Here is a 12191-nt window from a genome sequence, read left to right on the forward strand (position 1 = left end):
GCTTGATCTTCTCCCATCCGGACTGTACCGTCGGCTCTGGAATCGCACCAGATCAGTCCCGATCGTTCATGACGAACGATGCGAGAGTCGCGGGCTAGATTTGCGTCGCAAACCATTACCGCCGGTCGGGAATTTCACCCTACCCCGAAGATCCTTTATTCATTTATTTTTTATAATCTTATTTTAAAACAAATCCAGACGATATGCATGTGAAAATTGTCACGATATTCGTACATTTCCCGATATTCGCAAAAATGATCGAGAATGATGTCGTCTTTCGCAAACTTTCATCTGCGTTCAGTCTTTCAAGTCTGGTTTCATCATAAACCATGTTACACACTTTTACAAGCTACTGAATAAAATAAAGTTAGTTTCCGGGTTGCGTATTCCTTTACGGCGAATTTTCGCTGTCTGTTTCGCCGCTTTCCTCAGGTTCCCATGGATAACTTTTGGTCAAAAACTCCGCCAATGTCCGGCTTGCTTCTCTGCGCTGCTTGCGCATCTCCGCCCGAATCGGCGCACTCTCGTGCAGCTTCCGTTCTTCTTCGGTCTCCGGATACACAGGCGTAACTTCCGTCTTGCGCCCGTGGTCGTCCAACGCGACAAAGGTCAAAAAAGCCGTCGCCGCAATCTGGCGCTCCCCGGTTTTCAGATCCTCGCGAACGACCTTCACGAACGTCTCCATCGAGCTGCGTCCCGTCCAGGTCACGAACGATTCCAGCGTCACCGAATCGGTCATATAGATCGGATACAGAAAATCGACCGAATCCGTCGAAGCGGTAATCGTATTCGCTCTCGACAGCTTCGCTGCGGCAATCGAAGCGATATCGTCAATATACGCCATCAACCTCCCGCCGAACAACGTCTGATAGCTGTTCACATCGGTCGGAAACACGCGCGCCATTTTATAACTTCTCGTCGTACGAATCGGAATCCCTTCCATCTCTTGCACTTCCTTCTTTGTGTTGATGATCTCGTTTGTCCATTATACGCCTCCGTGACTCAGGCGTACAAACCCTCTGCGTGGGAAGACCGGGGGCGCTGCGGGGAGAATTCGTTTCGGTCGCTGTCTCAATCGGGAAGCTGGATGGAATTTAACAAGGAGGCTTCCCGATTTCAAAGGCGAGCGCTTCGCTCCTACACGAACTCTCCCCTCCGCTAAGGGTCTTCCCAAGCATCGGCTTGGCCTCGCTCGATCTGTTTTTTTAATTAAAAAACAGACGCCGTCTCTTTTCAGACGGCGCCCAGATTTAAAAATGATTTTATATTCCCGGCGAAGCGGGTGCGGAGGGAGAAATTTAGTGTAGGAGCGATAGCGTTCGCCTTTGACTTTGGGAAGCTTCCTTATAAATTTCAATTAGGCTTCCCAAAGTCAACACGCGACCGGAACGAATTTCTCCCGCAGCACCTCCCCCAGCTTCCCACGAATAGGAACTTATTTTTGAATTTTAATAAAATCAGCCATCGATTGAACAGAGACGGCGCCTGGAGCACCGTGGGACAAGGTGCCTTCGGTTTGGCGCGCCCAGAATTCGACGACGATTTTTTCGCCCGGCACGAGGTCGAAGTAGTTGTCGGTGAAGACGCCTTCGGCTTCGGCGGTCAGCCAGACTTGTTTTGCCAGAATGTCCGTTTCGAGCGCAATCGTTGTACGGCCTTCGCCGTCGTCGGTGCGGGTGACGCGGATGTTCGGCGCGGACAGTTCAATCTCGCGTGCCGGCACGAAATAGTGCGTGCGCTGATCGATGACGCGGCCGTCTTGTTCCAGTTCGGCCAACAATACCGTGCGCTCCGCAATTTCTTCGCCGAGCAGTTCGGTCACTTTCGCCGAGTAGACTTTCTCCGCGCTGTTCGCTTTGGCTTCTACAGGAAGTACCTGCTCGCTCCGAACTTCGCCGCCGAAGCTCAGCAGTCGGATGCGCAGCGATGCGGATTCCGCTTGTAAATGATCGTTCAGAACGTGGAAATTCAGGTCTTCTCCGTTCGTGCCGTCGATCGATACGGACAGATCGCGGAAGCTGCGGCGAGCGTAGTAGTGCAGCGCCTTCCAGCGGCCGTAGTAGTCGATGCCCGACCAGGAAGCGACCGGCCAGCTATCGTTCATTTGCCAGTACAACGTTCCCATGCAATACGGCATGCTGCGGCGGTGCGCTTCGATCGCGGATTTCATGGCTTCGGCTTGCAGCACCTGGCTCATGTACAGGAACGAAACGAAGTCTTTCGGCTCCGGCAGGTATTTGTCCATGTATTCCTTGATCAAGAAGTTGCCGCGTCCGTTCTTCTGATGCGCCAGCATGATCTCCGAATCGAGTTGAAGCGCGTCTTCCGGCGCATATTGCAGGACCGACTTGTGTTCCGGGAACGATTGGAAACCGTATTCGCTCATGAAACGGCCGATGTATTTGTTATAGTTCTCGAACGGCTCCGAATTGTGCCATACGCCCCAATAGTGGATATCGCCTTCCGACGTGCCCGGGTGCGCGTGCTGCTTCTCGTCATTGCTCAGCGATACGAGCGGCGAAGAAGGCCAGTACTCCGCGCCCGGTGCCATTTTCGAGATCGCGGTCGGCAGTAGACGGTGGAAGATCGCTTCATAGTCCGCCCAAATGCTGTTTTGCTGCTCCTTGGTGTAGTCCTTTTTCCAGCCCCAACCGCCGTCCGGAATGTAGTGCGCCCATGCCGAGTCGATCTCGTTGTTGCCGCACCACAGCACGATGCTCGGGTGATTGCGCAGACGGAGTAGGTTGTCTTCCGCTTCGTGGCGCACGCTTTCCAGGAAATCTTCGTCGCCCGGATACATGCTGCACGCGAACATGAAGTCCTGCCAGACCATGATGCCGTACTCGTCGCACAGCTCGTAGAAGGCGTCTTCCTCGTAAATCCCGCCGCCCCAAACGCGCAGCATGTTCATGTTCGCTTCGGCCGCCGAGACAACCTCGTAGCGATAACGCTCGCGCGTGACGTCCGTCTCGAAGTTATCGTTCGGAATATGGTTCGCGCCTTTCGCGAAGACCGGAACGCCGTTCAGCTCAATATAGAAGGACGCGCCCGCGCCGTCTTTTTCCCGCTTCAGCTTGGCGCTGCGCAGACCGGTACGCACGCTTTTCTCCGCGCTGAGCGATTCGCCTTCCAAAATCTCCGCCTTGAACGTGTACAGATGCGCGTCGCCGAGACCTCTCGACCACCATAGCTTCGGATCGTTGACTTCGAATTCGAAACGGATCGTATTTTCGCCGCGGCGAATTTGCTCGGTGCGATCAATCTCCAATCCTTCCGCCGAGATGCGCAGACGTCCTTCGAAGTCGCGGTCCGATTCTACGCTTACGATCGCAGTCAGCTTGGCTTTCGACGCCGTGACTTCATTTTGACGGATAAACAGATCGGTGATGCGCTGTCCGGTCCAAGCTTCAAGACGTACCGCGCGCCAGATCCCGCTCGTAACGAAACGCGGACCCCAATCCCACCCGTAGTGATAAGGGGCTTTGCGCGCAAAGATACTGACCCGCTTGTCGCCGAGGCCGCCCAGCTCCGATTGGTCGTTGGATGCGGGCAGTGCGTAACCCAGCTTCTCCAGCTTCGGCAGATCTTCGTTGATCGGTGAACGGAAAAGGATGCGCAGCGTATTTTCTCCGTCTTTCAGATGCGTCTTAACAGGCACGTTCCACGTACGGAACATATTGTCGACCGACAGAATGCGTGCGCCGTTCAGTTCTACGTCAGCGTAGGTGTCCAGACCGTCGAACACGAGGCTGATGTTATCCTGGCGAAGCAGCTCGGCAGGTGCGGCGAAGGTCGTCTCATAGACCCAGTCCTGTTTGTCGATCCACTGCAAGTCATGCTCGTTTGTTCCGTAGTACGGGTCCGGAATTTTGTTGTTTCGATACAGATCGCTATGCACGCAGCCCGGTACGACGGCCGGCAGCCGTTCGTTTTCTCCTGAAGCTGCAAACGTCCATTCTTTCAATTCCCATTTGATTTCGTTCACGATGTTTTCCCCCAATGCTGAAAGTGTAACCGCTTTTAATTTCCATCAACACCGTATCATTCTCCGCACTAAATTTCAATATAATCTCGTTTTTTTATATCATTTTTATTTTTTTAGGAAAACAAAAATACATAAAATTATTTTGTTAGGTTCGTTAGCAAAAGAAAAACCCTGCCGCATACGGTCAGGGTTTTCGATGTGGTGCTTGATAGGCTTGTAAACTTCCATTCCCTTGTCAACGCTAGAAGCAAGGTTGCGTTCGAATGAAATGCACCTGAAGCGCGTTACTTTCATTCGAACGCAATCCTCCGATTAAGAGTTGACAAGGCACTACTTGCGAGGCTTGGCCGTAGTGCTGCGAACAACGAGATTCGACGGCTCTGTCACGACGGAAGGCGCGAAGTCGCTGTTTTCGATCATGGCGATCAAGGTCTCGATCGCGTGCGAACCGATCGACGGAATGTTTTGGTTTACCGTGGTCAGTGCAGGACTGAAGATTTCCGAATAATACGTATTGTCGAAGCCAATGACGGAAATATCCTCGGGCACGGACAGACCGCTGCGATGAATGACGTTGATTGCGCCGAACGCCATCATATCCGACGTGCAGACAACGGCAGTCGGACGCTCCTTCAATGCCAGCAGGTCGGTCATCGCGCGCGTCCCTCCTTCCATGGAATAGTCGCTGATGCGCACATGATCCGGGTTTACGGGTAACTTGTGCTTCTTCATGCCTTCCATAAAGCCTTCGTGGCGAAGCACGCCGACAGCTTTGTCCAACTCGCCCGAGATAAACGAAATACGCGAATGTCCCAGTTCTACGAGATGCTCGACGGCCTGCATGATGCCCGCTTTGTTTTCCGTCGTGATATATCCGGCACGGCGGCCGCGAATGTCCGCGTCGACAAACATCGTGGCAATATCGGAATCGAGCAATTCTTCCAAATGCGGATCGTTGCGCGCTACGCCGAAACCGACTACGCCATCCACGTTCCGACTGAGGCAGTGCTCGACGAACGAATAGCCCGGATCGTCAAATCGCGTCGATAGCAGAACCAGGTCATAGCCGCTGTTTTGCAGCGCCGTCTTGATTCCTTCGAGCAGCTCCGAGACGAACGGATTAGTGAACGAAGTCGTCACGAATACGCCGACTGTCCAGGAACGGCCTTTCACCAGTCCTCTTGCAGCCACGTTGGGATGGTATTTCAGATCTTTGATCGTTTGGCTGACTTTTTTGCGCGTTTTATCGCTCACATCCGGATAGTTATTAATTACCTTGGAAACGGTTGCGACTGAAACTCCCGCTTCTTTGGCCACGTCATGAATCGAAGCCATTGTTTTACCTCCTTCCCGGTCGGATTGTACACTTTTGCGACGCCCCGTCCGGAAACCCATGTTTTTTTCTACTATTATATATAGGTGTCGTTTGCGCGACAAGCTTTTTTGCCAACCGACTGCTTTAAGGGTATGATAAGATATTGAATTCAGGCAATTTGCGACATAAAAGGAGTAAGAAAGATGGCTGTGAAGTATGAAACGGAATTGTATCCGCCGCTCAAATCGTTCTTCGAGACACGAGGGTACTCGGTCAAGAGCGAAGTCCGTCACTGCGACCTGGTCGGTTACCTTGAAGGCGAAGAACGTCCTCTTATCGTGGAGATGAAACGAACGTTTACGCTTGAATTGCTGCTTCAAGGAGCCGATCGCCAGCGCACCGGCGGGTTGGTTTATTTGGCCGTGGAGCGCAATCGAGCCAAAAAAGGGGCGCATAATCAGAGATTCGGCGAAATCGCGCGGCTTTGCGGACGTTTAGGAATCGGACTTATCGTCATTACCTTTTACAAATCCAAGTCCCCGTTCGTTGAAGTCCTATGTGAAGCAGGCGAAGATTCCGGCAAGACAGGCAAAATCTCCGGCAAAAAAGCCAAGCGGTTACGCACAGAGTTCGATGCCCGCAGCGGAGATCACAACATCGGCGGCTCAACCAAACGAAAAATCGTGACCGCTTACCGGGAAAATGCGCTGAAAGTCGCTCGTCAGCTATGGATGTTCGGCGAAGCTTCTCCGGTCATGTTGAAAGAAGCGAGCGGTGTGGGCAAAGCAGCTGCCGTGCTTCAAGCTAATTATTACGGCTGGTTCGAACGGGTGTCCCGCGGTCGTTACAAATTGACGGAAACGGGTCTCGCCGCACTCAACGAGTATGCGACCGTCGTATCGGCTTGGCCCGAGAAATAGGAAAAATCGACTGCATGCTTTGTAATGAAAATTGAAAGCTTTGGTTTGAAATCGGACAAAAGGGCTTTTGCGAAATAAAACCCTGCATGATAGAATGAAAACTGAAATTTGAGGCTCTGCCTTTTTCAAATTATTAATGAGGTGATGGAATGAAAGCTTCAACGGGACCTACCTCCGCCCCGTCCCGCAGCACGAAAAAGGGCAGGCTTTCAGCCAGATGGTTTTTGCTGGTCTGGGTCGTCCTGATCGCCCTTTTCGTTTATGCCGCTTACGAGTACAGCCAAAGGCTGCAAGCCCAGACCGTTGCTGCTTTAGAGCAGCAAACACAGGCTCAAATGGCTGATCTTCGCGCCGATTACGAGAAGCAGCTTGCCGCCCTGAATACGGACCTGAACGAGCAAATCGCTGCCCTGCAAAGCAAAGTGGACTCGTTCAACGAGCTGCTGACCTTTACCAAAGACAACGCGAGCAACAAAACCGATAACAGCAACAAGCTTTATACGCAGTTGGACGAGGTCAAAACCCAACTGAACGCACTTCAGAAGAAAATGGATCTGCTCAAATGACGCGCGTCCAACACGTGAACCGCTTCTTCCTGATCCTGGCGGCTCCGGCAATCGGCCTGTTGCTGTGCCTGTTGCTGTTTCCGCCGCAGCTCGACTTGCAGCTTGATACTCAGGCTTACAAGTCCGAGAGCAGGGTAAGCGTTTCTTCGGCCAAGCTGCTGCAAGACCTGGATACGGCAGAGATCAGCGCCAAATCGACTTCCGACTCGCTGCAGCAGACTTTGAACCTGTACAACCAGACGACGCAAACGATGTCTTCGATTGTGCAAAAAGCGTCCATTCAAGCGAGCCGGCCCGAAAACATCTACGACAAACGCATCCGTTCCAAGCTGGGACTGCCGATAGAGACCGTAGATAGCGACAAGATCCGGGTTGAGTTGTTCCGCGTCAATGCCGTCACTTACAAAGGCTATGCGATGAAAGTAAAGCTGAAAGACCCTTCCGCGATGCGCATGAGTCTGGCGGGCGAGACGCTCGGAAGCTCGGAGACGACGCTCAAAGCCGTACAACGGCACGGCGCGATCGCAGGCATCAATGCCGGCGGATTCGCGGACCAAGACGGCAAACGTTACCCGCTCAGCACAACGATGATGGACGGCCAGTATCTGACCGGATTCCAGTCCAGCTTCAAGGATCTATACTTTGTCGGACTCAACGGTTCCGGCAAGCTGATCGGCGGCAAATTCGATCGTCAGGATCAGCTCGATAAGCTCCGGCCGCAATTCGGCGCTTCATTCGTGCCGATTCTGCTCAAAGACGGCAAGAAGACGGCTATTCCGGCAAAATGGAAAGCTTCTCCGAAGCGCGCCCCGCGTACGATCATCGGCAGCTACAAAGATGACCAGTTGATTATCTTCGTGATCGACGGCTATAACGAAGGCGGCGGCTCCGGCGCAACGCTTGAAGAGATTCAAGGCCAGCTGTACAAAATCGGCGTCATCAATGCGTACAATCTCGATGGCGGCGGTTCGTCTTCGCTCGTCATGAACGGCCGCGTCGTGAACCATCCTTCGGACGGCACGTTACGCCCTGTACCGACCAACTTTTTGTTCTTCAAATAATTTCGCCCGACAAGTAACGATCGGTTATAAAAAAAGAGCCCAAGGGCTCTTTTTTTGCATGATACGGATGTTTTCAATGCCGCTCAGCCATGTTTGGGAAGATGCATCATGTCGACCACGCAAGCTCCGCAGATATAACGATCCTTAAACTCGCTGACTTCATCGATAGAACCGCAGAACACGCATTTCGGACGATAACGCTCCAAAATGATATGATCTCCCTGGACCAAAATTTCGACCGGATCGCCTTCGTTCATTTGGTATCTTTTTCTCAGCGATTTCGGAAGGACGATACGTCCCAATTGGTCGACTTTCCGGACTACTCCAGCAGGTTTCATGATTGAAAACACCTCTTCTGTTTTTAGTTTGCTGTTTCTGCCCCACCTGCAGAAATGATTCTGCAAACCCAACACTAGATATTCGAGGCTCGATTACGAATTCCTTCTTGTTGAGCAAAAAAAAGAAACGTTGGTTAATTATCGGTTTTTTATCTAATGAAGCAATTATTCCATGCCCGGAAAATCCAACTGGCGCAGCGCTTCGTAAAGCATGATCGCCACCGAATTGGAAAGGTTCAACGAACGCACGTGCTCGGTCCGCATCGGCAGGCGGATCGAGGTGTCCGGATTCGCGGCGATCAGTTCCGGGGGCAGGCCTTTGGTTTCCTTACCGAAAACGAGGAAATCTCCGTCCCGGAATTGAACGTCGCTGTAGCGCTTGGTTGCTTTCGTCGTCGCGTAGAAAAAGCGGCCTTCCGGATATTTTTCCTGAAGCTCGGCAAACGAGTCATGATACTCCAGTTTGACGGAAGGCCAGTAATCCAGACCCGCGCGTTTAAGCGAAGCGTCGTCCGTGCGGAAGCCCAGCGGACGCACCAGATGCAGATGCGTGTCCGTCGCTGCACAGGTTCGAGAGATGTTGCCGGTGTTCGCCGGGATTTCCGGTTCAACCAGTACGATATGCAAAGCCATAAGTGTATTCACTCCGTTTCGAAAAATAAGACTGACAGCATTCAATGCTTCTATTAGATGCACGCAGAAAAGCCGCCCGAAGGTTGGGCGGCTTTTCCGTCTCTTCTTTTCTATAGTACCCGAATCGCCAGCTTAAGGGAAGATTGTAACGTTAGCCGTTGCGTTTTTGGAAATCGCCCATGAAGTCGACCAGTGCCGCTACGCTTTCGTAAGGTACGGCATTGTAGATCGAAGCGCGCAGGCCGCCGACGCTGCGATGGCCTTTAAGACCAACAAAGCCTTGCTGTTCGCTTTCTTTGGCAAATGCCTTCTCCAGCTCTTCCGAGCCCAAACGGAACGTCACGTTCATGATCGAACGGCTATCCGTTTGCGCAACGCCGCTGTAGAATCCGCCGCTGCCGTCGATTGCATCATACAACAGCTTCGCCTTAGCATTGTTCTTTTCTTGTACGCCTTCCAGACCGCCTTGCTCTTCGATCCAACGCAGGGTCTGATTGACCATGTAAATGGAGAAAGACGGCGGCGTGTTGTACAGCGAGTTGTTCGACAAATGCGTACTGTAGCGGAACACGGTCGGAATGTTCTTCGCTTCCTGAGCCAGCATTTCTTCCTTGGCAATCACGACGGTTACGCCGGACGGACCGAGGTTTTTTTGAGCGCCCGCATAAATCATTCCGAACTTCTCGATATCGAGCGGACGGCAGAAAATGTCGCTGGACAGATCCGCGATCAACGGCACATTGCCCGTATCCGGATATTCGGCGAATTGCGTGCCTTCAATCGTCTCGTTGGATGTGATATGCACATACGCGGCATTGTCTCGCACTTCGATTTCGCTTTGCGAAGGCATGCGCGTGAACTTGTCGCCTTCGGTCGAAGCCGCGGTATAAATATCTCCGATCAGCTTCGCTTCCTTGGCAGCCTTGGAAGCCCAGCTTCCCGTCATGACATAGCCCGCTGTCTTGCCTGCTGTCAGCAGGTTCATCGGAATCGTCGCGAACTGCGTGCTGGCTCCGCCTTGAAGGAACAGCGTCTTATAGCCGGATGGATTGCCCAGCAGCTTCAGCAGGCGTTCCTGCGCTTCATTATGTACGCTCTCGTACACGGCCCCACGGTGGGACATTTCCATGATCGACATGCCCGTACCCTGAAATTCCACAAATTCCGCCTGCGCGCGCTCCAATACTTCGAGCGGCAATGCAGCCGGCCCCGCATTAAAGTTGTAAGCCCGTTTACCCATGAATCAAATGCCCCCTCAAGCCCAGAATTTAGGGTTAATCATAACAGCAATCTAACATTACTTCAAGTAAAACCATGACGCGATAAAGCGATAACGAGTCGTTTTTTTCAAGCTTTACGCTTTTCGTCAAAAATCATTATTCGTTCGTGTTTTTCGGTTTTTCGCAAAATAATTTTGCGAAATCATTGACTGGAGGTAACTCGCCTTATATACTTCAATAGTCCTATACCATTATTCTTAATACCTTGCTTATTCAAAAGGAGATCCGACATGCAAACCGTCAACAAACGTGCCTGGGGCTATGCCGCTTTATTCCTCGTTTTAGCTTTGGCCGAAATTCCGCTGCGCAATATCCAATGGCAGGGCGGAACCGTTCTGCATACTTCGATGGAGATCATGGCGACGATGCTCGCCGGCTTTATCGGCATTCTTGCCCTTGTGTACTACTATACGCAAAACCGCACGTCCATGCTGCTGATCGGCAGCGGCTTTCTCGGTACGGCTTTGCTTGACGGTTATCATGCGATCGTCACCTCTTCCTTTTTCGCGGACATGTTCCCGTCGGTCTCTTCTTCGCTCGTCGCTTGGAGCTGGCTGGCTTCGCGCATCTTTCTGTCGGTGCTGCTCGTACTGGCTTGGCTGCTGTGGAACCGGCGCGAAGAACAAGCCGCCGAACGCCGACGCACCGAAGGTCTCGTTTACGGCATGACCGCGCTGCTGACGCTGGCCTGCTTCCTATTCTTCATTTTCGTTCCGCTTCCGAAAGCTTACGTGGAAGGCGGATTCATCGGACGCCCTCAAGAAATCGTTCCGGGACTGCTGTTCCTGGTCGCGTTGTACGGGCATCTGAAGCTCGGCCATTGGAAAACGCGTCATTTCGAGCACTGGCTCATCTTGTCAATCATTACCGCGGCTTTGACGCAGCTCGGCTTCATGTCATTTTCGCATGCTTCTTATGACGTCAACTTCGACCTGGCCCATTTATTGAAAAAAGTCAGCTATATTCTTGTTTTGATCGGACTGCTGGTCAGCATGTACTTCCAATTCAAGCGCGCCGAAGCTAGCACCGATATTTTGCGTCAAAAGCAGCAGCTGGAACAGATCATGATCCAGGCAGGCAGCACTTCGGACCGTATCGTGTATATGGCCGCAGAGCTGTCCGACCTGCAAAATCAAAGCAAAGAAATGAACAGCCGAATCGTGTCCGCCATGCACGACATCGCGCATCATTCGCTGCTTCAATCGCAAGGAACGCTGGAAAGCTCGGCGGCGATCAACGAGATTTCGCAGGGCATCATGCATGTGGCGGAAATGAGCGGCGACGTGTCCGAGCAGGCCAAAACGACGACCCGGCAATCGCAGATCGGCGCACAGTCGATCCGGGAATCGATAGCGCAGATGCAGCAGATCCGGGAAAAAGTCGATACGTCTTCGGCTTCGATCGACGAGTTGGACACGATGTCCGAACAGATTTCTTCGATCATCGGCTTTATCCGCGACGTGGCTTCGCAAACGCAGCTTCTGGCGCTGAACGCCGCGATCGAAGCTGCGCATGCCGGCGAACACGGACGCGGTTTCGAAGTGGTGGCGACGGAAGTGCGCAAACTGTCCGAAGAAACCGGCGGCGCCGTGCAGCAGATCGCGCAGGTCGTATCCGATATCCGTCAGCGGATCAGCCGTTCTTCGGCGGACATGACGTCGATTACCAAAGAAGTCGAAGCCGGAATGAGCCGGATGGAAAACAACGAAGCGCAGTTCCGAGGCATCCTTCAAGCGACGGAACGCTCGGAAATGCAGATTCAAAGCGTGAGCGCGTCGGCCGAAGAAATTTCGGCGGGCGCGCAGCAAGTGAATTCTTCGATGGAAGAACTCAGCCGGTTATCGAAGCTGTCCGAAGAAGAAGCCGGCAAGATCGCGCAAATGAGCGAAAGCTATGCCGCTTCGGTCGAACGCTTCTCGGAGTTGATCGAGGATCTGAACCGCATGTCGGCCGAGCTCAAGTCGGCGACGGAAGGCTGAGAAGCAAGGCGAGGCCGGCATCGGCCGAATACATTAACGAACGACCCCGTTTCCGCCTATACGGAAACGAGGTCGTTTTTTCACGCCGCGCGCTTGAACGAAATCGGCGCACGA

Annotated in this window: 10 protein-coding genes and 1 riboswitch; of the genes, 4 read left to right on the plus strand and 6 right to left on the minus strand. The window is 52.7% G+C overall.

The window, feature by feature from the left end:
* Position 1 precedes the first annotated feature (1 nt).
* Positions 2-156, minus strand: a riboswitch (FMN riboswitch).
* Positions 157-391: 235 nt separating this feature from the next.
* The 3 genes from SACSAC_RS02415 to SACSAC_RS02430 form a co-directional block, all read right to left on the minus strand.
* Entirely contained in the window at positions 392-943 is a 552-nt protein-coding gene (locus SACSAC_RS02415) for an acyl-CoA thioesterase (RefSeq protein WP_051506807.1), read from the minus strand.
* A 492-nt stretch (positions 944-1435) separates the two neighbouring features.
* On the minus strand, positions 1436-3985 hold the full coding sequence (locus SACSAC_RS02420) for a beta-mannosidase (RefSeq protein WP_037291843.1): 2550 nt from the start codon (positions 3983-3985) through the stop codon (positions 1436-1438).
* A 330-nt stretch (positions 3986-4315) separates the two neighbouring features.
* Positions 4316-5320: a LacI family DNA-binding transcriptional regulator gene (locus SACSAC_RS02430; protein WP_037283089.1), complete on the minus strand. Its 1005-nt coding sequence runs from the start codon at positions 5318-5320 to the stop codon at positions 4316-4318.
* Between the two features lie 183 nt (positions 5321-5503).
* Between SACSAC_RS02430 and SACSAC_RS02435 the strand changes: the two genes are divergently transcribed.
* The 3 genes from SACSAC_RS02435 to SACSAC_RS02445 all read left to right on the plus strand — a co-directional run bounded on the left by SACSAC_RS02435 (position 5504) and on the right by SACSAC_RS02445 (position 7847).
* Complete coding sequence (locus SACSAC_RS02435) at positions 5504-6220, plus strand: DUF2161 family putative PD-(D/E)XK-type phosphodiesterase (RefSeq protein ID WP_037283091.1); 717 nt, start codon at positions 5504-5506, stop codon at positions 6218-6220.
* Positions 6221-6369: 149 nt separating this feature from the next.
* On the plus strand, positions 6370-6786 hold the full coding sequence (locus SACSAC_RS02440; protein WP_037283093.1) for a hypothetical protein: 417 nt from the start codon (positions 6370-6372) through the stop codon (positions 6784-6786).
* Positions 6783-7847 (plus strand): phosphodiester glycosidase family protein, encoded by a 1065-nt coding sequence (locus SACSAC_RS02445; RefSeq protein ID WP_037283095.1) that lies wholly within the window; start codon positions 6783-6785, stop codon positions 7845-7847. Before SACSAC_RS02440 ends, SACSAC_RS02445 begins: the two co-directional genes overlap by 4 nt.
* An 83-nt stretch (positions 7848-7930) precedes the next feature.
* On the opposite strand, the gene SACSAC_RS02450 is transcribed toward SACSAC_RS02445, so the two are convergent.
* The 3 genes from SACSAC_RS02450 to serC form a co-directional block, all read right to left on the minus strand.
* Complete coding sequence (locus tag SACSAC_RS02450) at positions 7931-8185, minus strand: AbrB/MazE/SpoVT family DNA-binding domain-containing protein (protein ID WP_037283097.1); 255 nt, start codon at positions 8183-8185, stop codon at positions 7931-7933.
* A 165-nt stretch (positions 8186-8350) separates the two neighbouring features.
* The gene (gene trmL / locus SACSAC_RS02455; RefSeq protein ID WP_037283100.1) at positions 8351-8818 is read right to left on the minus strand and encodes a tRNA (uridine(34)/cytosine(34)/5-carboxymethylaminomethyluridine(34)-2'-O)-methyltransferase TrmL; all 468 of its coding nucleotides are present in this window, start codon (positions 8816-8818) and stop codon (positions 8351-8353) included.
* Positions 8819-8969: 151 nt separating this feature from the next.
* On the minus strand, positions 8970-10058 hold the full coding sequence (gene serC / locus SACSAC_RS02460) for a 3-phosphoserine/phosphohydroxythreonine transaminase (protein ID WP_037283103.1): 1089 nt from the start codon (positions 10056-10058) through the stop codon (positions 8970-8972).
* Positions 10059-10328: 270 nt separating this feature from the next.
* Here serC and SACSAC_RS26715 point away from each other — a divergent pair, with 270 nt between their 5' ends.
* The gene (locus SACSAC_RS26715; RefSeq protein ID WP_051506808.1) at positions 10329-12077 is read left to right on the plus strand and encodes a methyl-accepting chemotaxis protein; all 1749 of its coding nucleotides are present in this window, start codon (positions 10329-10331) and stop codon (positions 12075-12077) included.
* Positions 12078-12191 lie beyond the last annotated feature (114 nt).

Origin of the sequence: Saccharibacillus sacchari DSM 19268, assembly GCF_000585395.1 — a bacterium.
Taxonomy (GTDB): domain Bacteria; phylum Bacillota; class Bacilli; order Paenibacillales; family Paenibacillaceae; genus Saccharibacillus; species Saccharibacillus sacchari.

Coding starts and splice junctions, on each gene's coding strand:
- SACSAC_RS02415 (WP_051506807.1), bottom strand. CDS start 943: ATGGAAGGGATTCCGATTCGTACGACGAGAAGTTATAAAATGGCGCGC.
- SACSAC_RS02430 (WP_037283089.1), bottom strand. CDS start 5,320: ATGGCTTCGATTCATGACGTGGCCAAAGAAGCGGGAGTTTCAGTCGCA.
- SACSAC_RS02435 (WP_037283091.1), top strand. CDS start 5,504: ATGGCTGTGAAGTATGAAACGGAATTGTATCCGCCGCTCAAATCGTTC.
- SACSAC_RS02440 (WP_037283093.1), top strand. CDS start 6,370: ATGAAAGCTTCAACGGGACCTACCTCCGCCCCGTCCCGCAGCACGAAA.
- SACSAC_RS02445 (WP_037283095.1), top strand. CDS start 6,783: ATGACGCGCGTCCAACACGTGAACCGCTTCTTCCTGATCCTGGCGGCT.
- SACSAC_RS02450 (WP_037283097.1), bottom strand. CDS start 8,185: ATGAAACCTGCTGGAGTAGTCCGGAAAGTCGACCAATTGGGACGTATC.
- trmL (WP_037283100.1), bottom strand. CDS start 8,818: ATGGCTTTGCATATCGTACTGGTTGAACCGGAAATCCCGGCGAACACC.
- serC (WP_037283103.1), bottom strand. CDS start 10,058: ATGGGTAAACGGGCTTACAACTTTAATGCGGGGCCGGCTGCATTGCCG.
- SACSAC_RS26715 (WP_051506808.1), top strand. CDS start 10,329: ATGCAAACCGTCAACAAACGTGCCTGGGGCTATGCCGCTTTATTCCTC.